We start from the raw sequence: 23,891 nt of genomic DNA, 5'->3' as shown, positions 1-23,891 counted from the left end.
GAAAAGCGAGAGTTACGGGCTGTTTTTAAAGGTTCCTTCGCGGGCCCGCACTAAACAAGAGCTCGCAGGTGAACCCCGGCACGTACAACACTGTACGTGGTAGTTTCTACGGCGAAATAAGCAGACATGCTTAAGGGATCACGATGCAGAACGGCGCAATGAAAGCCTGGCTGGACTCTTCTTACCTCTCTGGCTCTAACCAGAGCTGGATAGAACAGCTCTATGAAGACTTCTTAACCGATCCTGATTCAGTGGACGCCCACTGGCGCTCTATGTTCCAGCAACTGCCTGGCACCGGCGCGAAACCGGATCAATTCCATTCAAAAACGCGTGATTATTTCCGTCGTCTGGCGAAGGATGCCTCACGTTACTCTTCCTCGATTTCCGACCCTGACACGAATGCGAAGCAGGTTAAAGTCCTGCAGCTTATTAACGCCTATCGCTTCCGTGGCCACCAGCACGCGAATCTTGATCCGCTTGGGCTGTGGCAGCAGGAGCGCGTCGCGGATCTGGACCCTGCGTTCCACGATCTGACCGAAGCCGATTTCCAGGAAACCTTTAACGTAGGCTCTTTTGCGCTCGGCAAAGAGACCATGAAGCTCGGCGATCTCATCGAGGCGCTTAAGCAGACTTACTGCGGCTCCATCGGCGCGGAATACATGCATATCACCTCGACTGAAGAGAAACGCTGGATCCAGCAGCGTATTGAATCTGTCGCGGGCCACGCGGGCTTTAGCGCGGACGAGAAAAAACGCTTCTTAAGCGAACTGACCGCAGCAGAAGGTCTGGAGCGCTATCTGGGCGCTAAATTCCCCGGCGCGAAACGTTTCTCGCTGGAAGGCGGCGATGCGTTAATCCCGATGCTTAAAGAGATGATTCGCCACGCCGGTAAAAGCGGCACGCGCGAAGTGGTGCTGGGTATGGCGCACCGCGGTCGTCTTAACGTCCTGATTAACGTGCTCGGTAAAAAGCCGCAGGATCTGTTCGACGAATTCGCCGGCAAGCATAAAGAGCATCTCGGCACCGGCGACGTGAAATACCATATGGGCTTCTCGTCCGATATCGAAACCGAAGGCGGCCTGGTTCACCTGGCGCTGGCGTTTAACCCGTCGCACCTGGAGATTGTCAGCCCGGTGGTGATGGGCTCTGTGCGCGCGCGTCTCGACCGCCTGGATGAGCCGAGCAGCAACAAAGTGCTGCCGATCACCATTCACGGCGACGCGGCCGTTGCAGGGCAGGGCGTGGTGCAGGAAACCCTGAACATGTCGAAAGCGCGCGGCTACGAAGTGGGCGGTACGGTTCGTATCGTTATCAACAACCAGGTAGGCTTTACGACGTCCAACCCGCTTGACGCCCGCTCCACCCCGTACTGCACCGACATCGGCAAAATGGTGATGGCGCCGATTTTCCACGTCAATGCGGACGATCCGGAAGCCGTGGCGTTTGTGACCCGCCTGGCGCTCGATTTCCGTAACACCTTTAAACGCGACGTGTTCATTGACCTGGTGTGCTACCGCCGTCACGGCCATAACGAAGCCGACGAGCCGAGCGCAACCCAGCCGCTGATGTACCAGAAAATCAAAAAGCACCCGACACCGCGCAAACTCTACGCTGACAAGCTGGAGCAGGAAGGTGTGGCGAAGCTTGAAGACGCGACCGAAATGGTCAATCTCTACCGCGACGCGCTGGATGCCGGCGAGTGCGTGGTGAAAGAGTGGCGTCCAATGAATATGCACTCCTTTACCTGGTCGCCGTACCTCAATCACGAGTGGGACGAAAGCTACCCGAATAAAGTGGAGATGAAGCGTCTGCAGGAGCTGGCGAAGCGCATCAGCACCGTGCCGGAAGGCATTGAGATGCAGTCGCGCGTGGCGAAAATCTACGGCGACCGTCAGCTGATGGCGAACGGCGAAAAACCGTTTGACTGGGGCGGCGCGGAAACGCTGGCCTACGCGACGCTGGTCGATGAAGGCATTCCGGTGCGTCTGTCCGGCGAAGACTCCGGCCGCGGTACTTTCTTCCATCGTCACGCGGTGGTGCATAACCAGGCCAACGGTTCGACCTGGGTACCGCTACAGCACATCCATAATGGCCAGGGCCCGTTCAAAGTCTGGGACTCTGTACTCTCTGAAGAAGCGGTGCTGGCGTTTGAGTATGGCTACGCGACCGCAGAGCCGCGCACCCTGACCATCTGGGAAGCGCAGTTTGGCGACTTCGCCAACGGCGCGCAGGTGGTTATCGACCAGTTCATCAGCTCCGGCGAGCAGAAGTGGGGCCGTATGTGCGGCCTGGTGATGCTTCTGCCGCACGGTTACGAAGGCCAGGGCCCGGAACACTCTTCCGCGCGTCTGGAGCGTTATCTGCAACTCTGCGCTGAGCAGAACATGCAGGTATGCGTGCCGTCGACGCCGGCGCAGGTTTACCACATGCTGCGTCGTCAGGCGCTGCGCGGTATGCGTCGTCCGCTTATCGTGATGTCGCCGAAATCACTGTTGCGCCACCCGCTGGCGGTCTCCACGCTGGATGAACTGGCGAACGGCGCATTCCAGCCTGCTATCGGCGAAATCGATGAGATCGATCCGCAAGGCGTGAAACGCGTCGTGCTCTGTTCTGGTAAGGTTTATTACGACCTGCTGGAGCAGCGTCGTAAGAATGATCAGAAGGATGTGGCGATTATCCGTGTCGAACAGCTCTATCCGTTCCCGCACCACGCGTTGCAGGAAGCGCTGAAGCCGTTCGCGCACGTGCATGATTTCGTCTGGTGCCAGGAAGAGCCGCTTAACCAGGGCGCCTGGTATTGCAGCCAGCACAACTTCCGTGAAGTGATTCCGTTTGGCTCTGCATTACGTTATGCAGGCCGCCCGGCCTCCGCCTCGCCTGCGGTAGGGTATATGTCCGTTCACCAGAAACAGCAACAAGATCTGGTTAATGACGCGCTGAACGTCAATTAATTAAAGGATAAATAATGAGTAGCGTAGATATTCTTGTTCCCGACCTGCCTGAATCCGTTGCTGACGCAACCGTCGCCACCTGGCACAAAAAGCCGGGCGACGCGGTGAAACGCGATGAAGTGCTGGTAGAAATCGAAACTGACAAAGTGGTACTGGAAGTACCGGCGTCGGCTGACGGCGTGCTGGATGCGGTACTGGAAGACGAAGGCAGCACCGTGACCTCTCGCCAGATCCTGGGCCGTCTGAAAGAGGGCAACAGCGCGGGTAAAGAGAGCAGCGCCAAACCGGAAGCGAACGAGTCTACCCCGGCGCAGCGCCAGCAGGCGTCTCTGGAAGAACAAAATAACGACGCGCTGAGCCCGGCGATTCGCCGTCTGCTCGCGGAGCATAACCTCGACGCGGCGGCCATCAAAGGCACCGGCGTTGGCGGCCGTCTGACCCGCGAAGACGTGGAAAAACATCTGGCGAAAGCGAACGGCAGCGATACGGCGAAAGCGCCGGAACAGGCTGGCGCGACAGCCGCGCCGCAGCTCGGCTCCCGCAGTGAAAAACGCGTACCGATGACCCGTCTGCGTAAGCGCGTCGCCGAGCGTCTGCTGGAGGCGAAGAACTCCACCGCGATGCTGACCACGTTCAACGAAGTGAACATGAAGCCGATTATGGATCTGCGTAAGCAGTACGGCGACGCCTTCGAAAAACGTCACGGCATCCGTCTGGGCTTTATGTCTTTCTACGTGAAAGCGGTTGTGGAAGCGCTGAAACGCTTCCCGGAAGTAAACGCGTCTATCGATGGCGACGACGTGGTGTATCACAACTACTTCGACGTCAGCATGGCCGTCTCCACGCCGCGCGGTCTGGTCACGCCGGTCTTGCGTGACGTTGACGTGCTGGGCATGGCCGACATTGAGAAGAAAATTAAAGAGCTGGCGGTGAAAGGCCGCGACGGCAAACTGACCGTGGAAGATCTGACCGGCGGTAACTTTACCATTACCAACGGCGGCGTTTTCGGCTCGCTGATGTCCACGCCTATCATCAACCCGCCGCAAAGCGCGATCCTGGGCATGCACGCCATTAAAGACCGCCCGATGGCGGTGGATGGCAAGGTTGAGATCCTGCCAATGATGTACCTGGCGCTCTCCTACGATCACCGCCTGATCGATGGCCGTGAATCCGTAGGTTTCCTGGTGACCATTAAAGAGTTGCTGGAAGATCCGACTCGTCTGCTGCTGGACGTGTAGTTTCAGAAGGGCGGCTCGTCCGCCCTCAGGTAGTGTTTATGGTCGCGTCGTGAGGCGCGGCAATTTCGAACTCCGAGCGTGAATGCGCTTTTTCTTGATGGACTGAAGAGATGAACTTACACGAATATCAGGCGAAACAGCTGTTTGCCAGATCAGGCTTACCGACGCCAGTGGGTTATGCCTGCTCAACCCCGCGTGAAGCAGAAGAAGCCGCCTCTAAAATCGGCTCCGGCCCGTGGGTGGTGAAATGCCAGGTTCACGCGGGCGGCCGCGGTAAAGCGGGCGGTGTAAAAGTCGTTAAGAGCAAAGAAGAGATTCGCGCCTTTGCCGAGCACTGGCTGGGCAAACGCCTGGTGACCTATCAAACTGACGCCAACGGCCAGCCGGTTAACCAGATCCTGGTGGAAGCTGCGACCGATATCGCAAAAGAACTCTACCTCGGCGCAGTGGTTGACCGTGGCACCCGTCGCGTGGTGTTTATGGCCTCCACCGAGGGCGGCGTGGAAATTGAAAAAGTGGCGGAAGAAACCCCGCATCTGATCCACAAAGTCTCTATCGATCCGCTGACCGGCCCGATGCCGTATCAGGGACGCGAGCTGGCCTTTAAACTGGGCCTCGAAGGGAAACTGATCCAGCAGTTCACCAAAGTGTTCATGGGTCTCGCGAACATTTTCCTGGAGCGCGACCTGGCGCTTATCGAGATCAACCCGCTGGTTATCACCTCTCAGGGCGATCTGATCTGTCTCGACGGCAAACTGGGCGCTGACGGCAACGCGCTGTTCCGCCAGCCGGATCTGCGTGAAATGCGCGACCAGTCTCAGGAAGACCCGCGCGAAGCACAGGCGGCGCAGTGGGAACTCAACTACGTGGCGCTGGATGGCAACATTGGTTGCATGGTGAACGGCGCGGGCCTCGCGATGGGCACCATGGACATCGTGAAGCTGCACGGCGGCGAGCCGGCGAACTTCCTGGACGTTGGCGGCGGCGCGACCAAAGAGCGCGTAACCGAAGCGTTCAAAATCATTCTGTCTGACGACAAAGTGAAAGCCGTTCTGGTTAACATCTTCGGCGGCATCGTGCGCTGCGACCTGATTGCCGACGGCATCATCGGCGCGGTGGCGGAAGTCGGCGTGAACGTGCCGGTTGTGGTGCGTCTGGAAGGCAACAATGCCGAGCTGGGCGCGAAGAAACTGGCCGACAGCGGCCTGAATATTATTGCAGCGAAAAGTCTGACGGATGCAGCTCAGCAGGTAGTTGCTGCTGTGGAGGGGAAATAATGTCCATTCTGATCGATAAAAACACCAAAGTTATCTGCCAGGGCTTTACCGGCAGCCAGGGGACATTCCACTCCGAACAGGCTATTGCTTACGGTACGCAGATGGTCGGCGGCGTTACGCCGGGCAAAGGCGGCACCACGCATCTGGGCCTGCCGGTGTTCAACACCGTGCGTGAAGCGGTAGAAGCGACCGGTGCGACCGCGTCTGTTATCTACGTCCCGGCGCCGTTCTGCAAAGACTCCATTCTGGAAGCCATCGACGCGGGCATTAAGCTCATCATCACCATTACTGAAGGCATTCCAACGCTGGATATGCTGACCGTAAAAGTGAAGCTGGATGAAGCGGGCGTGCGCATGATTGGCCCGAACTGCCCGGGCGTTATCACCCCAGGCGAGTGCAAAATCGGCATCATGCCGGGCCACATTCATCAGCCAGGCCGTGTGGGGATCGTCTCCCGCTCCGGCACCCTGACCTATGAAGCGGTTAAGCAGACCACCGATTACGGCTTCGGCCAGTCCACCTGCGTGGGCATCGGCGGCGATCCGATCCCGGGCTCTAACTTCATCGACATCCTGAAGCTGTTCCAGGAAGATCCGCAGACCGAAGCGATCGTGATGATCGGCGAGATCGGCGGTAGCGCGGAAGAAGAAGCGGCGGCGTACATTAAAGATCACGTCACCAAACCGGTGGTAGGCTACATCGCGGGCGTCACCGCGCCGAAAGGCAAGCGTATGGGCCACGCGGGCGCGATTATCGCGGGCGGCAAAGGCACTGCGGATGAAAAATTCGCAGCGCTGGAAGCCGCAGGCGTTAAAACCGTTCGCAGCCTGGCGGACATCGGCGACGCGCTGAAAACCATTCTGAAGTAAACGTCTCGCCTCGTGGATGCGAGGTAAACACATCCAATAATAAGATTCGACATGGTTGGCTACCCGCAAGGGTAGCCTTTTTTATTGCCTGCGGCGGGCTTCTGAGCGGCTATGTATGGTTTCCGCTCGCCTTAAGCAAGAAAATCGCGCGCATAACGCTGCGGGCATGCGCTCTGACGGCGCGACGCCTGTGCAACAGTGAGGCGCGGTTTCACAACCTACGTCGTTACCAGATACGGCTGAATGAAGCCTCCCTGAAAAGGCGCTGGCCCACCCAGGGCTTCTTTTTAATAACGCTTGTCGCCGGATCTACGGATATGCAACCCGGGCAACGCATTTATTATTATATGTGCGTAATAAGTTTTAAAACTGCAATTAATTAGTAAATGAATTGTGAAATAAAAAGGCGTTTTTTGATCTAAGGAATTTTTATTTTTCGCCGATATTAACAAGGAAGTGTGATTAATATCTCGAATCGATCGTGATGAAAATAACGGGGAGTTATTGTTCGTATCGCTTTGGTAACCCGACAGACAATAAAAAAACACTTATCGTTAACATTATTTTCACTTAACCCATTCGAGGTGAAACATAATTAACAATGGGTATAAAAACTGATTTGAATCAAACTTTTTCTGTTGAAAAAAAGCGTGAGAAAGCGCTAAATTGCGGTCGATCAATCTGGTCTCGAAGCGGCAATTTAGGTATAAATTGATCGCCATCGAAAAACGCAAATAACGGTATGTGCAAATCTGTTTATTATCCCTGAATTGCAGCGTAAAATATTTGCCGAATCAATTTGGATTTCTTTTAACTTATTTGTAACCTTTCGCCTTTACTTTTTCACAAATACACGCAGTGATATAAGCGACGGCTAACGGAAGCAAATGTCATTGGTATTGGGGCATGCGTTGTGGCGCTTTTAAAAAACGCCACGCTCGAAGTCTTCATGCGAGGAGCAAGGAGTCAAGATGTTAGATATAGTCGAACTGTCGCGCTTACAGTTTGCCTTGACCGCGATGTACCACTTCCTTTTTGTGCCGCTGACGCTCGGTATGGCGTTCCTGCTGGCCATTATGGAAACGGTCTACGTCCTCTCTGGTAAACAAATCTATAAAGATATGACCAAGTTCTGGGGCAAGTTGTTTGGTATCAACTTCGCACTGGGCGTGGCGACCGGCTTGACCATGGAGTTCCAGTTCGGGACTAACTGGTCTTATTATTCCCACTATGTGGGCGATATCTTCGGTGCCCCGCTGGCCATCGAAGGCCTGATGGCGTTCTTCCTGGAATCGACCTTTGTCGGCCTGTTCTTCTTTGGTTGGGATCGTCTTAGCAAAGTACAGCACATGGCCGTGACCTGGCTGGTGGCGCTCGGCTCTAACCTCTCCGCATTGTGGATCCTCGTGGCGAACGGCTGGATGCAAAACCCGATCGCGTCCGATTTCAACTTCGAAACCATGCGCATGGAGATGGTGAGTTTCTCCGAGCTGGTGCTGAACCCGGTAGCGCAGGTGAAATTCGTTCACACCGTGGCGGCAGGCTACTGCACCGGCGCGATGTTCATTCTGGGCATCAGCGCGTGGTACATGCTTAAAGGCCGCGATTTCGCCTTCGCCAAACGCTCTTTCGCTATCGCGGCGAGCTTCGGCATGGCGGCGGTGCTTTCCGTTATCGTGCTGGGTGATGAATCTGGTTACGAAATGGGCGACGTACAGAAAACCAAACTGGCCGCGATTGAAGCCGAGTGGGAAACCCAGCCGGCGCCTGCCGCGTTTACGCTGTTCGGTATCCCGGATCAAGAGACGCAGGAAAACCGCTTCGCTATCCAGATCCCTTACGCACTCGGCATTATTGCGACCCGTTCTGTGGATACCCCGGTCATCGGTCTGAAAGATCTGCTGGTGCAGCATGAAGCGCGCATCCGTAACGGGATGAAAGCGTATGCGCTGCTGGAGCAGCTGCGTTCCGGCTCAACCGATCAGGCGGTACGCGATGAATTTAACAGCGTGAAGAAAGATCTCGGTTACGGCCTGCTGCTCAAACGCTATACCGATAACGTCGCTGATGCGACCGAAGCGCAGATCCAGAAAGCGACGCAGGATTCTATTCCGAGCGTGGCGCCGCTGTACTTCTCGTTCCGTATTATGGTGCTGTGCGGCATTCTGATGCTGCTGATTATCGGCGCGTCGTTCTGGTCAGTAATTCGCAACCGCATCGGCGATAAAAAATGGCTGCTGCGCGCGGCGTTCTACGGGATTCCGCTGCCGTGGATTGCGGTGGAATCGGGCTGGTTTGTGGCGGAGTACGGCCGTCAGCCGTGGGCTATCGGTGAAGTACTGCCGACCGCGGTAGCGCACTCTAACTTGTCTGCGGGCGACATCCTCTTCTCTATGGTGCTGATCTGCGGCCTGTACACGCTCTTCCTGGTAGCGGAACTGTTCCTGATGTTCAAATTCGCCCGCCTGGGGCCGAGCAGCCTGAAAACCGGTCGCTATCACTTCGAGCAGTCCACCGTGGCTTCTCAGCCGGCACGCTAAGCGAGGAGATGTAAAATGATCGATTATGAAGTACTGCGTTTAGTCTGGTGGCTGCTGGTTGGCATTTTGCTGATAGGTTTTGCTGTCACCGATGGCTTTGATATGGGGGTCGGCATGCTGACCCGCATCCTGGGGCGTACCGACACCGAGCGCCGCGTGATGATTAACTCCATCGCGCCGCACTGGGACGGCAACCAGGTATGGCTTATTACCGCGGGCGGCGCGCTGTTCGCGGCCTGGCCGCTGGTCTATGCCGCAGCGTTCTCCGGCTTCTATGTGGCGATGATTCTGGTGTTGGCGTCGCTGTTCTTCCGTCCGGTGGGTTTTGACTATCGCTCCAAGATTGAAGATATGCGCTGGCGCAACATGTGGGACTGGGGCGTTTTCGCGGGCAGCTTCGTGCCGCCGCTGGTGATCGGCGTGGCGTTCGGCAACCTGCTGCAGGGCGTGCCGTTCCACTTCGATAAATACCAGGGCATGTTCTACACCGGCAACTTCTTCCAGCTGCTGAACCCGTTTGGTCTGCTGGCAGGCGTGGTAAGCGTAGCGATGATCCTGACCCAGGGCGCGACCTACCTGCAAATGCGTACTACTGGCGAGCTGCACCTGCGTTCCCGTACCACCGCGCAGATTTCCGCGCTGGTGATGATGGTCTGCTTCGTGCTGGCAGGCGTATGGGTCATGTATGGCATCGACGGCTATGTGGTGACCTCCGCCATCGATCCGCGTGCGGCATCTAACCCGATGAATAAAGAAGTGGTTCGTCAGGCGGGCGCCTGGTTTGCTAACTTTAATAACATGCCGGCGCTGTGGGCGATTCCTGCCCTGGGCGTGGTGCTGCCGCTGCTGACGGTACTGGCGTCGCGTCTGGAGAAAGGCGCCTGGGCGTTTGTGTTCTCTTCACTGACGCTGGCATGCGTTATTCTGACTGCCGGTATTGCGATGTTCCCGTTCATCATGCCGTCCAGCACCATGCTGAACGCCAGCCTGACGATGTGGGATGCGACGTCCAGCCAGCTGACGCTGACCGTCATGACCTATGTCGCGGCGGTGTTTGTGCCGATTATTTTGCTCTACACCACCTGGTGCTACTGGAAAATGTTTGGCCGTATCACCAAAGAACATATCGAAAGCAACACGCATTCTCTGTACTGATAAGGAGCTGACTATGTGGTATTTCGCCTGGATTCTCGGAACGCTTCTTGCCTGTGCTTTCGGGATCATTACCGCGCTGGCGCTGGAGCACGTTGAAGCGACCAAAGCCGGTAACGTCGAGTCGTGATGAAACGCATCATTACCGCGCTTTACGCGCTCATGGATAAGAGCCCGCTACGGGCTCTTTCTTTAATCATGGCGCTGGTGCTGGCGGGCTGCATGTTCTGGGACCCGTCGCGCTTTGCGGCGAAGACCAGCGGCCTTGAGATCTGGCAGGCGCTGTTCCTGATGTGGGCCGTCTGCGCCGGGGTTATCCACGGTGTGGGTTTTCGCCCTCGCGCGGTACACTGGCAAGGCATCTTCTGTCCGCTGATTGCGGATCTGGTGATGCTGGCCGGGCTGCTATTTTTCTTTGCCTGAACAAGGTTTCACCGGCTTTTCTGTGGGCTTTTCGGAGCCCATAAATATTTACTCTCCGTTTACTTCTCCCCATTCCAAACCCACATTCACTTGCGTATAGTAGCAGCGTTTATTTGCATTACCGGGATGTAGAGTGAGCACAACGCTGTTTCGATGGCCGGTTCGTGTCTATTACGAAGACACCGACGCCGGTGGTGTGGTTTATCACGCCAGTTACGTCGCCTTTTATGAAAGAGCACGCACAGAGATGCTGCGCCACCACCACTTTAATCAGCAGGATTTACTGGCGGAGCGAGTAGCCTTTGTGGTTCGCAAGATGTCGCTTGAGTATCTTGCGCCTGCCCGACTCGACGATATGCTCGAAGTCCAGACCGAAATTACAACGCTGCGTGGCACCTCTATGGTGTTCAGGCAACGGATTGTTAACGCGGAAAACCAGCTTCTCAACGAAGCCGAGGTGCTGATTGTCTGCGTTGATCCACTCTTAATGAAGCCTCGTGCGCTTCCCAAGTCTATTGTCGCGGAGTTCAAGCAGTGACTGACATGAATATCCTTGATTTGTTCCTGAAGGCAAGTCTTCTGGTCAAACTTATCATGTTGATTTTGATTGGTTTTTCAATCGCGTCCTGGGCCATTATCATTCAGCGAACGCGCATTCTTAATGCCGCTTCGCGTGAAGCCGAAGCCTTCGAAGATAAGTTCTGGTCGGGCATTGAGCTTTCTCGCCTGTATCAGGAGAGCCAGGGCCGTCGTGAAAACCTCTCCGGCTCCGAGCAGATCTTCTATGCCGGTTTTAAAGAGTTCGCCCGTTTGCATCGCGCCAACAGCCATGCGCCGGAAGCGATCGTCGAAGGGGCGTCGCGCGCGATGCGCATTTCGATGAATCGCGAACTCGAAACCCTTGAAAATCATATTCCTTTCCTCGGCACCGTCGGCTCTATCAGCCCGTATATCGGTCTTTTCGGCACCGTGTGGGGGATCATGCATGCCTTTATCGCGCTCGGCGCGGTGAAACAGGCCACATTGCAAATGGTCGCGCCGGGTATCGCCGAAGCGTTGATCGCGACCGCGATCGGTCTGTTCGCAGCGATCCCGGCGGTTATGGCGTATAACCGCCTGAACCAGCGTGTGAACAAGCTGGAGCTGAATTACGACAATTTTATGGAAGAGTTCACGGCTATCCTGCATCGTCAGGCTTTCAGCACCAGCACCAGCGAAAGCAACAAGGGGTAAGTCATGGCCAGAACACGTGGACGTGGTCGTCGTGATCTGAAATCTGAAATCAACATCGTTCCGCTGCTGGACGTGCTGCTGGTGCTGTTGCTGATTTTTATGGCGACGGCGCCCATCATCACCCAGAGCGTGGAAGTGGATTTGCCGGACGCCACGGATTCCCAAACCGTCAGCAGCAACGACAACCCGCCGGTGATAATTGAAGTCTCTGGCGTGGGCCAGTACAGCGTGGTGGTTGAGAAAGACCGCATGGACCAGTTGCCTTCTGAGCAGGTGGTGGCTGAGGCGCAGCGTCGCCTGCAGGAAAACCCGAAAACGGTCTTTTTAATCGGTGGCGCCAAAGACGTTCCTTACGACGAGATAATCAAAGCGCTGAACCTGTTGCATCAGGCAGGCGTGAAATCTGTCGGCTTAATGACGCAGCCTATCTGATCCACCCGCCTGACAGGGCTACAAGTTTTGGAAACCGAGAGTGGCAAAGGCAACCGAACAAAACGATAAGCTGAAACGCGCGATTATCATTTCAGTAGTGCTGCACCTGTTGCTGATTGCGCTGCTGATCTGGAGCTCGTTCGACGAGCATATCAATGAAGACGCTGCGGGCGGCGGCGGCGGTTCTGCTATTGACGCCGTGATGGTCGATCCCGGCGCGGTAGTGCAGCAATATAATCGTCAGCAGCAGCAACAGGCTAGCGCGAAACAAGCCGCCGAGCAGCGTGAAAAACAGGCGCAGCAGCAGGCGGAAGAACTGCGCGAGAAACAGGCTGCCGAACAGGAACGCCTGAAAAAGCTTGAGCAGGAGCGTCTGGAAGCACAGGAGAAAGCGCAGCAGCAGGCCGAACAGCAGAAACAGGCTGAAGAAGCGGCGAAGCGCGCTCAGGAACAACAAAAACAGGCTGAAGAGGCGGCAGCCAAAGCGGCGGCGGATGCTAAAGCGAAAGCCGATGCGCAGGCGAAAGCGGCGGAAGAAGCCGCGAAGAAAGCCGCTGCGGACGCGCAGAAAAAAGCGCAGGAAGAGGCAGCGAAAGCGGCCGCTGCGGCGAAGAAAGCGCAGGAAGAAGCGGAGAAGAAAGCCGCTGCTGACGCTGCGAAGAAAGCCCAGCAGGACGCCGAGAAAAAGGCAGCCGCTGAGGCAGCGAAGAAAGCCGCAGCTGAAAAAGCTGCCGCTGAAAAAGCGGCGGCAGCGGAAAAAGCGGCAGCCGAGAAGAAAGCGGCCGCTGCAAAAGCCGCGGCTGAGAAAGCGGCAGCCGAGAAGGCCGCCGCCGATAAGAAAGCCGCTGCCGAGAAAGCGGCAGCCAAAAAGGCGGCCGCCGCGAAAGCGGCTGCTGAGAAGGCTGCTGCCGCGGAAGGTGTCGACGATCTGCTTGGCGATCTCAGTTCAGGTAAGAATGCGCCGAAAACCGGCGGTGGGGCAAAAGGCAGTAATGCAGCACCGGCGGGTAGCGGTAATAGTAAGAACAACGGTGCCAGCGGCGCTGAAATCAACGGCTATGCCTCGCAGATAAAGGCTGCCATTGAGAGCAAGTTCTACGATGCGTCGTCGTATTCAGGTAAAACCTGTACGCTGCGTATTAAACTGGCACCGGACGGCTTACTGCTGGATATCCAGTCGGAAGGCGGCGATCCTGCGCTTTGCCAGGCAGCTATTTCCGCCGCCCGACAGGCTAAGATTCCTAAACCGCCAAGCCAGGCTGTTTATGAAGTCTTTAAAAACGCGCCATTGCTTTTCAAACCGCAGTGATTTCCGGTAACAAAACCGGGCTTCACTGTCCGGTTTAAGCCGGCGTGCAATGTGGTTGTCTATCTTTGAGTTTGTTAACATTCTGCTAAATTATCGCGGGCTTTGAGTCCAGATAAGGGAGATATGATGAAGCAGGCATTACGTTTAGCATTTAGTTTTCTGATGCTGTGGGCAGCCGTGCTGCACGCAGAAGTACGCATCGAGATAACCCAGGGGGTTGACTCGGCGCGTCCGATTGGTGTGGTGCCGTTCCAGTGGGCCGGGCCGGGCGCCGCGCCTGAAGATATCGGCGGCATTGTGGCGGCGGATCTGCGCAACAGCGGCAAATTCAACCCGCTCGATCGCTCACGTCTGCCGCAGCAGCCCGCTTCCGCGCAGGAAGTGCAGCCAGCGGCATGGTCTGCGCTCGGTATTGACGCCGTGGTGGTAGGGCAGGTGACGCCGAACGGCGACGGCAGCTATACTGTGGCATACCAGCTGGTGGATACCGGCGGCGCGCCGGGCACTGTGCTGGCGCAAAACTCTTACAAAGTGAATAAGCAGTGGCTGCGTTACGCGGGCCATACGGCAAGCGACGAAGTGTTTGAGAAGCTGACCGGTATCAAAGGCGCGTTCCGCACCCGTATCGCTTATGTGGTACAGACCAATGGTGGTCAGTTCCCGTATGAGCTGCGCGTTTCTGACTACGACGGTTACAATCAGTTTGTGGTTCACCGCTCGCCGCAGCCGCTGATGTCTCCGGCCTGGTCGCCAGATGGCAGCAAACTCGCTTACGTCACGTTTGAAAGCGGTCGTTCTGCGCTGGTTATCCAGACGCTCTCTAACGGCGCTGTGCGTCAGGTTGCTTCCTTCCCGCGTCACAATGGCGCGCCGGCATTCTCGCCGGACGGTAGCAAACTGGCCTTCGCACTCTCCAAAACAGGCAGCCTGAACCTGTACGTGATGGATATCGTCTCCGGCCAGATCCGTCAGGTGACTGACGGTCGCAGCAACAACACCGAACCGACCTGGTATCCGGACAGCCAGACGCTGGCCTATACCTCTGACCAGGCGGGGCGTCCGCAGGTGTATAAAGTCAATGTCAACGGCGGCGCGCCGCAGCGCGTAACCTGGGAAGGGTCTCAGAACCAGGACGCTGACGTGAGCTCTGATGGTAAATTTATGGTGATGGTGAGCTCCAATGGCGGCGCTCAGAATATCGCTAAACTGGATCTGGTAACGGGTGGCGTACAGACGCTGTCGTCAACGTTCCTGGATGAAACGCCAAGTCTGGCACCTAACGGCACTATGGTTATCTACAGCTCTTCTCAGGGGATGGGATCCGTGCTGAACCTGGTTTCTACAGATGGGCGTTTCAAAGCGCGTCTTCCGGCAACTGATGGACAGGTGAAATCGCCTGCCTGGTCGCCGTATCTGTAATAATAATTAATTGATTACTAAAGGAATCAAAGAAATGCAACTGAACAAAGTGCTGAAAGGGCTGATGATCGCTCTGCCTGTTATGGCAATCGCGGCGTGTTCTTCTAACAAGAACGCCAGCAATGACCAGAGCGGCGAAGGCATGCTGGGTGCCGGCACTGGTATGAACGGCAACGGCGGCAACATGTCTTCTGAAGAGCAGGCGCGTCTGCAGATGCAGCAGCTGCAGCAGAACAACATCGTTTACTTCGATCTGGACAAGTACGACATCCGTTCTGACTTCGCTGCGATGCTGGACGCTCACGCTAACTTCCTGCGTAGCAACCCGTCTTACAAAGTGACCGTTGAAGGTCACGCGGATGAGCGCGGCACGCCGGAGTACAATATCTCCCTGGGTGAGCGTCGTGCTAACGCCGTTAAGATGTACCTGCAGGGTAAAGGCGTTTCTGCTGACCAGATCTCCATCGTTTCTTACGGTAAAGAAAAACCTGCAGTACTGGGCCACGACGAAGCGGCATATGCCAAAAACCGTCGCGCCGTACTGGTTTACTAAGAGAATTGCATGATCAGTAACTTCAGACATCACCTGTTGAGTCTGTCGTTACTGGTTGGCGTAGCGGCCCCCTGGGCCGCTAATGCCCAGGCGCCAATCAGTGATGTCGGCTCAGGCTCGGTCGAAGACCGTGTCATTCAACTCGAGCGTATTTCTAACGCTCACAGTCAGCTTTTAACCCAACTTCAGCAGCAGCTCTCCGATAACCAGTCCGATATTGATACCCTGCGAGGTCAGATTCAGGAGAATCAGTATCAGCTTAACCAGATTGTTGAACGTCAAAAGCAGATCCTTCTGCAGATGGACAGTCTGAGTAATGGCAATAGCGGAGCGGCAGCGGCGCAGGATGGCTCGCAGGCGCAAACCGGCGCGGCAACCGCCGCTCCGGACTCAGGCGCTTCCGCACCTACTGCCAGCGCGCCGGCGCAAAGTGGGGATGCCAATACCGATTACAACGCAGCTATCGCGCTGGTGCAGGATAAATCCCGTCAGGATGAAGCCATCACCGCGTTTACTAATTTTATTAAGCAATACCCGGATTCTACTTACCAGCCGAACGCCCATTACTGGCTCGGGCAACTGAATTACAACAAAGGTAAGAAAGATGACGCGGCGTATTACTTTGCCTCGGTGGTAAAGAACTATCCCAAATCACCGAAAGCGGCAGATGCGATGTTTAAGGTGGGCGTAATCATGCAGGATAAAGGCGACACCGCGAAAGCGAAGGCCGTTTATCAGCAGGTTATCTCCAAATACCCCGGCACCGACGGCGCAAAGCAGGCGCAAAAACGCCTGAACGCGATGTAATGCATGCGGCTTGACCAGATGCCGTATTATTTCTGGTCTGGCCGCATGAAACATAAGCAGTTAAGTGATCTGCCTCGAAATTTTTGTTGCGTCAGAATCTTAAATCAGTAATATATGCCGCCGTTGCCACGGGATACGAAACAAACCCGCGGTGGCAAAAAAGTGGGTCGTTAGCTCAGTTGGTAGAGCAGTTGACTTTTAATCAATTGGTCGCAGGTTCGAATCCTGCACGACCCACCACTCGCTCAGGTGGTTTAAATGAGCGATATCGTGAAGGCAACGCCGCGTAAGCATCGTTAAGTTTTCTCCCTCCACGACGCACCACAAGCAGTAGTCCAGCGCAGTATCGGGTGATTAGCTCAGCTGGGAGAGCACCTCCCTTACAAGGAGGGGGTCGGCGGTTCGATCCCGTCATCACCCACCACTCGGGTCGTTAGCTCAGTTGGTAGAGCAGTTGACTTTTAATCAATTGGTCGCAGGTTCGAATCCTGCACGACCCACCAATCGTCTTAGTGGAAACACTGGCGATACCGTGAAGGATAACGTTGCGCAGCAACGGCCCGAAGGGCGAGGCGAAGCCGAGTCATCCTGCACGACCCACCAATCGTTTTAGTGGAAACGCTGGCGTTGGTACTCAGAAGTAGATCTTTCAGATAACACCCGAATGGGTCGTTAGCTCAGTTGGTAGAGCAGTTGACTTTTAATCAATTGGTCGCAGGTTCGAATCCTGCACGACCCACCATGATTAAGGTGGGTGTTAACAGTCGGTGTGAAGGATAACGTTGCGTCGCAACGGCCCGAAGGGCGAGGCAAAGCCGAGTCATCCTGCGCAACCCACTAACTGAAAGAAGTATTGAGCAAGTGCAGTAACCCGCATGGGGTCGTTAGCTCAGTTGGTAGAGCAGTTGACTTTTAATCAATTGGTCGCAGGTTCGAATCCTGCACGACCCACCATGATTAAGGTGGGTGTTAACAGTCGGTGTGAAGGATAACGTTGCGTCGCAACGGCCCGAAGGGCGAGGCAAAGCCGAGTCATCCTGCGCAACCCACTAACTGAAAGAAGTATTGAGCAAGTGCAGTAACCCGCATGGGGTCGTTAGCTCAGTTGGTAGAGCAGTTGACTTTTAATCAATTGGTCGCAGGTTCGAATCCTGCACGACCCACCAGTGTAAAAAGGCGCCCTAAAGGCGCCTTTTTGCTATGCGCAGTTGCCAATGATTCGAACCTGCCGCAGGTTCGAGCCGAGCTTTAGCGAGGCAACATTGCCGCTTGCGGCAATGGCCCGAAGGGCGAAGTCATCCTGCACGACCCACCAGTGTAAAAAGGCGCCCTAAAGGCGCCTTTTTGCTATGCGCAGCTGTCAATGATTCGAACCTGCCGCAGGTTCGAGCCGAGCTTTAGCGAGGCAACATTGCCGCTTGCGGCAATGGCCCGAAGGGCGAAGTCATCCTGCACGACCCACCAGTGTAAAAAGGCGCCCTAAAGGCGCCTTTTTGCTATCTGGACGCCAGAAAGATTCACAAAATTGCCGGGAGCAATTGAACAACGTGAAACGTTGCCCGCAGGGCGAGTCTCAGGATGAGCCGTCTAAACCTGCGGCAGGAACGAGTCGAGCCTTTGATGGCGAGACACCGGAGCCGTTGACGGCGACGGCCCGAAGGGGGATTCTGCACGGCCCACCCGCGTTGAAGGGCGCTGGCGGTGCTTTTTAGCTGTCTGTGCGATGGTGAGCCTTGTGCCTACGCCGCGTCTCTGTCTGTAATAGCGGTCTGCGTCTTTGCCACTGCTTTCCTGCGCTTTTATCCCTGATGTTTTCCTGTGACTTTTCCTTTCCGATCCGCTATCTTGTTTAGCATATAAAACAAATGAAGCTGCCAGGTGGCTATCATTGGCTCGGTATAGCGGCTTTAGTTCAGTGAAAAAAACGAGATGGCGCAAATGAGTGTAATGTTCGATCCCGAAGCCGCGATTTATCCCTTCCCCCCCAAGCCGGCTACGCTGACCGCCGACGAAAAAGCCGTTTACCGCGAAAAAATTAAGCGTCTGCTTAAGGCGCGTAATGCGGTGCTGGTTGCTCACTATTATACCGACCCTGAAATTCAGGCGCTGGCGGAAGAGACCGGCGGCTGTATTTCCGACTCGCTCGAAATGGCGCGCTTTGGCGCAAATCACGAAGCCACCACGTTGCTGGTCGCGGGCGTGCGCTTTATGGGCGAAACCGCCAAAATTCTTAGCCCCGAGAAAACCATTCTGATGCCGACGCTACAGGCGGAGTGCTCGCTGGATCTCGGTTGCCCGGAAGAGGAGTTCGCGGCGTTCTGTGACAGCCACCCGGATCGCACCGTGGTGGTGTACGCTAACACCTCGGCGGCGGTCAAAGCGCGCGCAGACTGGGTAGTGACATCCAGTATCGCCGTCGAGCTGATTGAACATCTCGACAGCCTTGGCGAGAAAATCATCTGGGCCCCCGATCGGCATCTCGGCCGCTACGTGCAAAAGCAGACCGGCGCAGACGTACTCTGCTGGCAGGGCGCCTGTATCGTGCATGACGAGTTTAAAACGCAGGCGCTGGCGCGCATGAAAGCGCTCTATCCGGACGCCGCCGTGCTCGTGCATCCAGAGTCGCCGCAGGCGGTTGTCGATATGGCCGATGCGGTCGGCTCGACCAGTCAGTTGATTAACGCCGCCAGAACGCTGCCGCAGCAGACGCTGATTGTGGCCACGGATCGCGGTATCTTTTACAAAATGCAGCAGGCGTGCCCGGAAAAAACGCTGCTTGAGGCGCCCACGGCGGGGGAAGGCGCGACGTGCCGCACCTGCGCGCACTGCCCGTGGATGGCGATGAACGGTCTTCAGGCTATCGCAGAGGCGCTGGAGCATGGCGGTGCGGTGCATGAGATTCATGTCGACGCGGGCCTGCGAGAGCGTGCGTTAACGCCGCTTAACCGCATGCTGGATTTTGCGGCTACACTTCGTCTTTCTGTTAAAGGCAATGCGTAAGGACTTTACGCTTCGGGGATAATATGGATTTTTTCAGCGTACAAAACATTCTGGTGCATATTCCGCTCGGCGAGGGCGGCTACTCGCTTTCATGGATTGAAGCCGTCGGAACGCTGGCGGGGCTGCTGTGTATCTGGCTCGCGAGTCTTGAGAAAATCGTTAACTATGCGTTCGGCTTAATTAACGTCACGCTGTTTGCCATCATCTTCTTTCAGATCCAGCTCTATGCCAGCCTGCTGTTACAGGTCTTTTTCTTTGCCGCCAATATCTACGGCTGGTACGCCTGGTCGCGTCAGAGCGGCGATAATCAGGCTGCGCTACACATCCGCTGGCTACCGCGCTCAAAAGCGTTCGGCTGGCTGGCGGTCTGCGTGGTCGCGATTGGGCTGATGACCGTCTGGATCGACCCGGTCTTCGCATTCTTAACCCGCGTTGCGGTAGAGGTGATGCAGGCCGCCGGGCTTAACGTCACGGCACCGCAGCTGCAGCCGGACGCTTTCCCGTTCTGGGACTCTTGTATGACGGTGCTGTCGGTAGTGGCGATGATCCTGATGACGCGCAAATATGTCGAAAACTGGCTGCTGTGGGTCATTATTAACGTCATCAGCGTGGTGATTTTCGCGCGTCAGGGCGTTTACGCCATGTCGCTGGAATACCTCATCCTGACGTTTATTGCGCTTAATGGTAGCCGGATGTGGATCAAAGCCGCGCGCGAGCGAGGCTCGCACGCGCTGTCGCACTAATGAGAATGGCCGTGGGCGTGCGGCGTCACGTCCCCGGCATTCAGAGAGCAGTCCTTACCGCTGCATGACTGATACTCCAGCTGTACTGTCACATGCGCTATCTGATAATGCTGTTTCAGATAGTCGTGAATGCTGGCCAGCAGCGCATCGTGATTGTGTGGCGGGATCACCTGGATATGCAGCGTCATCACCGGTTTTTCCCCGACCAGCCAGAGATGCACATGATGCACATCCCGCGCTTCCGGGATTTCGCGTAACAGCCGACGACGCAGCTGGTCTACATCCACGGCGCGCGGCGCCCCTTCCAGCAGCTCATTCATGCTTTCCTTCAGCAGCCGCCAGGCGCTGCGCAACACCAGACACGACACCAGAATGGAGAGGATCGGGTCAATGGGCGTCCAGCCGGTCCAGAGTATGACCAGCGCGGCCACAATCGCGCCGACCGAGCCCAGCAGATCGCCCAGCACATGCAACGCCGCTGCGCGCACGTTCATGTTTTTCTCGTCGCTGCCGCGATGCAAAATCCAGAACGACAGTAGATTCGCCACCAGACCCGCCACAGCGATGCCGAGCATCGCGCCGCCCGCCACTGGCTGAGGCGTGATAAAGCGCGCAATCGCCTCCCAGACGATAATTCCCGTGATAACCAGCAGCGCCAGCGCGTTTACGAAAGCGGCAAGGGTAGTTAAACGTAACAGCCCGAAGGTATGCCGCGTATCCGGCGCGCGGCGCGCAAAACGCACCGCCATCAGCGCGACCAGCAGCGCGGCAGCATCGGTAAACATATGGCCCGCATCGGCCAGCAACGCCAGCGAGCCGGAGAGCAGGCCGCCGACGATCTCCAGCGCCATAAAGGCGGCGGTCACCAGAAAGGCGATCAGCAGCCGCTGGCTGTTGGAGTGTTGGGAAGGGGTGTGGGAGTCGTGTGTATGAGAATGCGAATGGGCCATAGCGTGCGTCGCTCAGAATAAATTGTTGTGATTATCGATTCAGTCACTGGCGCGGCAAGCGCGCGCTACCACAATAGCAAAAATAAAGGAGAGCCGAAGCTCTCCTTTTTAATCAACGCATTAAATGCGGTTACTGGGAGGTGCTGCCTGAGGTGCTTGGGCAGGCGTCGCCAGTACATTGTACGGTGCTATTGCTGCTGCCTGCGGCTCCTGCGCTGCCGGTAGCGCCCGTGCTGGTACCAGTGCTGTTAGCCGTGCCGGACGTGGTGCCGGCGGAGGTGCCGGTGCCGGTATTCACGCCGCTGTTCGCGGAATTGGTGCCAGAGGTATTGATATTGCTGTTATCAACGCCGTTCGGGGCGACATTCTGTTTAGCGTCTGGCGCAACCTGGCCTGCATTGGCGGCCGCGTTCGCAGAGCCCGTATCGCTACCGCCCGTTGAAGAGCCGGAATCGGCGGCAAGCGCCGCGCCGCTGGCCAGAGTCAGAGTGGCGGTCAGAAAGAGTGAAGTCAGTTTATTCAGTTTCATAGTCATGCTCCTGTTCTGGTCGTTATTGCTGGATAACTTCTTCCAACAGTGCACTGCGAAAAAGTTGCTCAGCGTGTGTGTTGCGGTCGAAAAAACCACACCATCGCCGACAGGCAGTAGGTGATTCTGTAAAATGTATAAAACAGAGTGCTAACAATTAAAAAGTGTAGACTGGATCTCTCTTTACGCTACTTTCTGGCGTTTTTAAGTTAACTTCCAGGAATTTTCCGTGCGAACTGTAAATGCGTGTTTACACTACTGATGCGACAAGATAGATTGAGGGGATTGCATTACAACAAAACTGTAGGGCCTCCTGGAACCATCATGACTTATCAGAACGACGATTTACGTATCGAAGGCATTAACGAATTACTCCCGCCTGTCGCACTCCTGGAAAAATTTCCCGCTACTGAAAAAGCCGCTGGAACCGTATCTGCGGCCCGTCAGGCGATTCATCAGATCCTGCATGGCGATGACGATCGTCTGCTGGTGGTCATCGGCCCGTGCTCCATTCACGACCCGATCGCAGCGAAAGAGTATGCATCGCGTCTGCTGCCGCTGCGTAAAGCGCTGAAAAACGAGCTGGAAATTGTTATGCGCGTCTATTTTGAAAAACCGCGCACCACGGTGGGCTGGAAAGGGCTCATCAACGATCCGCATATGGATAACAGCTTCCAGATTAACGAGGGCCTGCGTATCGCGCGCAAGCTGCTGCTGGATATCAACGACACCGGCCTTCCGGCGGCAGGCGAGTTTCTGGATATGATCACGCCGCAATATATGGCGGACTTAATGAGCTGGGGCGCCATCGGCGCGCGCACGACAGAATCTCAGGTGCACCGCGAGCTCGCCTCCGGGCTTTCGTGTCCGGTTGGTTTTAAAAACGGGACAGATGGCACCATTAAAGTGGCTATTGACGCCATTAACGCCGCCAGCGCGCCGCACTGTTTCCTGTCGGTAACCAAATGGGGCCACTCGGCTATCGTCAACACCAGCGGCAACAGCGACTGCCATATTATTCTGCGCGGCGGTAAAGAGCCGAACTACAGCGCGGCGCATGTCGCCGAGGTGAAAGCCGGGCTTGAGAAGGCCGGGCTTAAGCCGCAGGTGATGATCGATTTCAGCCATGCCAACTCCAGCAAGCAGTTTAAAAAGCAGATGGAAGTGGGCGCGGACGTGTGCGGCCAAATCGCCGGCGGCGAACAGGCCATTATGGGCGTGATGATCGAAAGCCATCTGGTGGAAGGTAATCAGAGCCTTGAGAGCGGTGAACCGCTGGTGTATGGCAAAAGCGTCACCGACGCCTGCATCGGTTGGGAAGATACCGACGCCATCCTGCGTCAGCTCGCCAAAGCTGTAAAAGCGCGTCGCGGTTAATTTCCCCTGTATGAAGGGTGGGGGCGCTTTGCTTACCTACCCTGCTGATGATGTAACGATGATTGCAGAGCGGGTAAGCGCAGCGCACCCGCCGCCCGGCACCATAGGCCATCTCGTCAGGCATCACCTAATAAAAAAGGCGTGGTTCTCACCACGCCTTTTTCACACCACGGTTACGAATTACTTCGCTTTACCCTGGTTTGCGACGGCCGCGGCTTTCGCTGCGATTTCGTCAGCATTACCCAGATAGTAATGTTTAATCGGTTTGAAATTCTCGTCGAATTCATACACCAGCGGTACGCCGGTCGGAATGTTCAGCTCAAGGATCTCTTCTTCGCTCATGTTATCCAGGTATTTCACCAGGGCGCGCAGAGAGTTGCCGTGTGCGGCGATAATGACGCGCTCGCCGCTTTTCAGGCGCGGCAGAATGGTTTCGTTCCAGTAAGGGATAACGCGATCGATGGTCAGCGCCAGGCTTTCGGTCAGCGGCAGCTCCTGCTCGCTCAGCTTCGCGTAACGCGGATCGTGGCCCGGAAAACGCTCGTCATCTTTGGTCAGCGCCGGCGGGGTTACCGCGAAGCCGCGGCGCCACTGTTTAACCTGCTCGTCGCCATATTTTTCAGCGGTTTCGGCTTTGTTGAGGCCCTGCAGGGCGCCGTAGTGACGCTCGTTCAGTTTCCAGGATTTTTCAACCGGCAGCCAGGCCTGATCCAGCCCGTCCAGGATGTTCCACAGCGTGTGGATGGCACGTTTCAGCACGGAGGTATAAGCAAAGTCAAAGCTATAGCCTTCGTCTTTCAGCAGCTTGCCTGCGGCTTTCGCTTCGCTGACGCCTTTTTCGGACAGGTCAACGTCGTACCAACCGGTAAAGCGGTTTTCGTTGTTCCACTGGCTTTCACCGTGACGAACCAGAACCAGCTTAGTAACAGCCATAGTATTACTCCTTCATAAGCCTGATTGAATGATAACAGTTATCATTATATTGCCGTGTTGACGCCAGCGGCAACGCTAAACCTTTAACATAGCGAAAATAGCGGTGCAGTGTAAGGCGCATGTGAACTGGCCGTGATTTTTTTGTCAGTAACTGGC

21 protein-coding genes, 6 tRNA genes and 2 other RNA genes are annotated in these 23,891 nt (G+C 56.0%); 26 read left to right on the top strand and 3 right to left on the bottom strand.

What is annotated here, in order from left to right; all coding sequences use genetic code 11:
• Positions 1-143: 143 nt before the first annotated feature.
• From sucA to pnuC, 25 genes are all read left to right on the top strand, one after another.
• Complete coding sequence (gene sucA, locus AFK63_RS12520; protein ID WP_038864080.1) at positions 144-2,951, top strand: 2-oxoglutarate dehydrogenase E1 component; 2,808 nt, start codon at positions 144-146, stop codon at positions 2,949-2,951.
• Positions 2,952-2,965: 14 nt separating this feature from the next.
• Entirely contained in the window at positions 2,966-4,189 is a 1,224-nt protein-coding gene (gene odhB / locus AFK63_RS12515; RefSeq protein WP_038864079.1) for a 2-oxoglutarate dehydrogenase complex dihydrolipoyllysine-residue succinyltransferase, read from the top strand.
• 110 nt (positions 4,190-4,299) lie between these two features.
• A complete protein-coding gene (gene sucC / locus AFK63_RS12510) occupies positions 4,300-5,466 on the top strand; it encodes an ADP-forming succinate--CoA ligase subunit beta (RefSeq protein WP_007720002.1) in 1,167 nt (388 codons plus the stop codon).
• Entirely contained in the window at positions 5,466-6,335 is an 870-nt protein-coding gene (sucD, locus tag AFK63_RS12505) for a succinate--CoA ligase subunit alpha (RefSeq protein WP_004385340.1), read from the top strand. The genes sucC and sucD overlap by 1 nt, the downstream gene beginning before the upstream one ends.
• Positions 6,336-7,306: 971 nt before the next feature.
• On the top strand, positions 7,307-8,875 hold the full coding sequence (gene cydA, locus AFK63_RS12500; protein WP_038864078.1) for a cytochrome ubiquinol oxidase subunit I: 1,569 nt from the start codon (positions 7,307-7,309) through the stop codon (positions 8,873-8,875).
• 15 nt (positions 8,876-8,890) lie between these two features.
• Positions 8,891-10,030 (top strand): cytochrome d ubiquinol oxidase subunit II, encoded by a 1,140-nt coding sequence (gene cydB, locus AFK63_RS12495; RefSeq protein WP_007848415.1) that lies wholly within the window; start codon positions 8,891-8,893, stop codon positions 10,028-10,030.
• Positions 10,031-10,043: 13 nt separating this feature from the next.
• Complete coding sequence (gene cydX, locus AFK63_RS20605) at positions 10,044-10,157, top strand: cytochrome bd-I oxidase subunit CydX (protein ID WP_071603716.1); 114 nt, start codon at positions 10,044-10,046, stop codon at positions 10,155-10,157.
• Positions 10,157-10,450: a cyd operon protein YbgE gene (ybgE, locus tag AFK63_RS12490; protein ID WP_038864076.1), complete on the top strand. Its 294-nt coding sequence runs from the start codon at positions 10,157-10,159 to the stop codon at positions 10,448-10,450. The genes cydX and ybgE overlap by 1 nt, the downstream gene beginning before the upstream one ends.
• 133 nt (positions 10,451-10,583) lie before the next feature.
• Entirely contained in the window at positions 10,584-10,988 is a 405-nt protein-coding gene (ybgC, locus tag AFK63_RS12485; RefSeq protein ID WP_038864074.1) for a tol-pal system-associated acyl-CoA thioesterase, read from the top strand.
• On the top strand, positions 10,985-11,683 hold the full coding sequence (gene tolQ / locus AFK63_RS12480; RefSeq protein WP_007756414.1) for a Tol-Pal system protein TolQ: 699 nt from the start codon (positions 10,985-10,987) through the stop codon (positions 11,681-11,683). Before ybgC ends, tolQ begins: the two co-directional genes overlap by 4 nt.
• Positions 11,684-11,686: 3 nt before the next feature.
• Positions 11,687-12,115, top strand: coding sequence for a colicin uptake protein TolR (tolR, locus tag AFK63_RS12475; protein WP_038864070.1), 429 nt, complete (start codon positions 11,687-11,689; stop codon positions 12,113-12,115).
• Positions 12,116-12,155: 40 nt separating this feature from the next.
• Positions 12,156-13,424: a cell envelope integrity protein TolA gene (gene tolA / locus AFK63_RS12470; protein WP_038864069.1), complete on the top strand. Its 1,269-nt coding sequence runs from the start codon at positions 12,156-12,158 to the stop codon at positions 13,422-13,424.
• A gap of 126 nt (positions 13,425-13,550) precedes the next feature.
• Complete coding sequence (gene tolB, locus AFK63_RS12465; protein ID WP_038864067.1) at positions 13,551-14,843, top strand: Tol-Pal system beta propeller repeat protein TolB; 1,293 nt, start codon at positions 13,551-13,553, stop codon at positions 14,841-14,843.
• A gap of 34 nt (positions 14,844-14,877) precedes the next feature.
• Positions 14,878-15,396 carry a peptidoglycan-associated lipoprotein Pal gene (gene pal, locus AFK63_RS12460; RefSeq protein WP_004386751.1) on the top strand — a complete coding sequence of 173 codons (519 nt, stop codon included), beginning with the start codon at positions 14,878-14,880 and terminating at the stop codon, positions 15,394-15,396.
• Positions 15,397-15,405: 9 nt separating this feature from the next.
• Complete coding sequence (gene cpoB / locus AFK63_RS12455) at positions 15,406-16,203, top strand: cell division protein CpoB (RefSeq protein WP_038864066.1); 798 nt, start codon at positions 15,406-15,408, stop codon at positions 16,201-16,203.
• 164 nt (positions 16,204-16,367) lie between these two features.
• Positions 16,368-16,443 (top strand) — tRNA-Lys (locus AFK63_RS12450).
• Positions 16,444-16,551: 108 nt separating this feature from the next.
• Positions 16,552-16,627, top strand: a tRNA-Val gene (locus AFK63_RS12445).
• 3 nt (positions 16,628-16,630) lie between these two features.
• Positions 16,631-16,706: transfer RNA gene (locus tag AFK63_RS12440), tRNA-Lys, on the top strand.
• A gap of 163 nt (positions 16,707-16,869) precedes the next feature.
• Positions 16,870-16,945, top strand: a tRNA-Lys gene (locus AFK63_RS12435).
• A 136-nt stretch (positions 16,946-17,081) separates the two neighbouring features.
• Positions 17,082-17,157: transfer RNA gene (locus tag AFK63_RS12430), tRNA-Lys, on the top strand.
• Positions 17,158-17,293: 136 nt separating this feature from the next.
• A tRNA-Lys gene (locus AFK63_RS12425) sits at positions 17,294-17,369 on the top strand.
• Positions 17,370-17,391: 22 nt separating this feature from the next.
• Positions 17,392-17,518: non-coding RNA, RtT sRNA (locus AFK63_RS20600), on the top strand.
• A gap of 22 nt (positions 17,519-17,540) precedes the next feature.
• A non-coding RNA gene (locus AFK63_RS20595) (RtT sRNA) lies at positions 17,541-17,667 on the top strand.
• 474 nt (positions 17,668-18,141) lie between these two features.
• Positions 18,142-19,203: a quinolinate synthase NadA gene (nadA, locus tag AFK63_RS12420; RefSeq protein WP_038864063.1), complete on the top strand. Its 1,062-nt coding sequence runs from the start codon at positions 18,142-18,144 to the stop codon at positions 19,201-19,203.
• Between the two features lie 23 nt (positions 19,204-19,226).
• Positions 19,227-19,946 (top strand): nicotinamide riboside transporter PnuC, encoded by a 720-nt coding sequence (gene pnuC / locus AFK63_RS12415; protein ID WP_038864062.1) that lies wholly within the window; start codon positions 19,227-19,229, stop codon positions 19,944-19,946.
• Here pnuC and zitB read toward each other — a convergent pair.
• Together zitB and AFK63_RS12405 are read right to left on the bottom strand one after the other, a co-directional pair.
• A complete protein-coding gene (gene zitB / locus AFK63_RS12410) occupies positions 19,943-20,896 on the bottom strand; it encodes a CDF family zinc transporter ZitB (RefSeq protein ID WP_038864059.1) in 954 nt (317 codons plus the stop codon). The genes pnuC and zitB overlap by 4 nt on opposite strands.
• A gap of 130 nt (positions 20,897-21,026) precedes the next feature.
• Complete coding sequence (locus AFK63_RS12405; protein WP_038864058.1) at positions 21,027-21,425, bottom strand: protein YbgS; 399 nt, start codon at positions 21,423-21,425, stop codon at positions 21,027-21,029.
• 324 nt (positions 21,426-21,749) lie between these two features.
• Here AFK63_RS12405 and aroG point away from each other — a divergent pair, with 324 nt between their 5' ends.
• Positions 21,750-22,802: a 3-deoxy-7-phosphoheptulonate synthase AroG gene (aroG, locus tag AFK63_RS12400; RefSeq protein ID WP_038864057.1), complete on the top strand. Its 1,053-nt coding sequence runs from the start codon at positions 21,750-21,752 to the stop codon at positions 22,800-22,802.
• 180 nt (positions 22,803-22,982) lie between these two features.
• Here the strand turns inward: aroG and gpmA are convergent, their stop codons facing one another.
• A complete protein-coding gene (gene gpmA, locus AFK63_RS12395) occupies positions 22,983-23,735 on the bottom strand; it encodes a 2,3-diphosphoglycerate-dependent phosphoglycerate mutase (RefSeq protein WP_007706899.1) in 753 nt (250 codons plus the stop codon).
• Positions 23,736-23,891: the final 156 nt, after the last annotated feature.

Source organism: Cronobacter muytjensii ATCC 51329 (assembly GCF_001277195.1).
Taxonomy (GTDB): domain Bacteria; phylum Pseudomonadota; class Gammaproteobacteria; order Enterobacterales; family Enterobacteriaceae; genus Cronobacter; species Cronobacter muytjensii.
Note: the sequence above shows the minus strand (reverse complement) of the source record. Positions and strands in the feature narration are given on the sequence as shown.